General features: G+C 66.3%; 1 protein-coding gene. It reads left to right on the plus strand.

What is annotated here, in order from left to right; all coding sequences use genetic code 11:
* The coding region (locus GL263_RS29365; RefSeq protein ID WP_323379592.1) for a carboxyl transferase domain-containing protein at window positions 1-255 on the plus strand (255 nt) is incomplete at both ends.

The following is a 255-nucleotide window of genomic DNA, read 5'->3' on the forward strand; positions in this document are numbered from 1 at the left end:
TCATGGACATGGCCATCGCGGCGGGTGCTCCGCTGGTGTCGTTGAACGACGGTGCGGGTGCGCGGATCCAGGAGGGTGTGTCGGCGCTGGCCGGGTATGGCGGGATCTTCCAGCGGAACACCCGGGCGTCGGGTGTGATTCCGCAGATCTCGGTGATGCTCGGTCCGTGTGCGGGTGGTGCGGCGTATTCGCCGGCGTTGACGGACTTCGTGTTCATGGTGCGGGACACCTCGCAGATGTTCATCACCGGTCCGG

Origin of the sequence: Streptomyces durbertensis, from assembly GCF_014156695.1 — a bacterium.
Taxonomy (GTDB): Bacteria; Actinomycetota; Actinomycetes; order Streptomycetales; family Streptomycetaceae; genus Streptomyces; species Streptomyces durbertensis.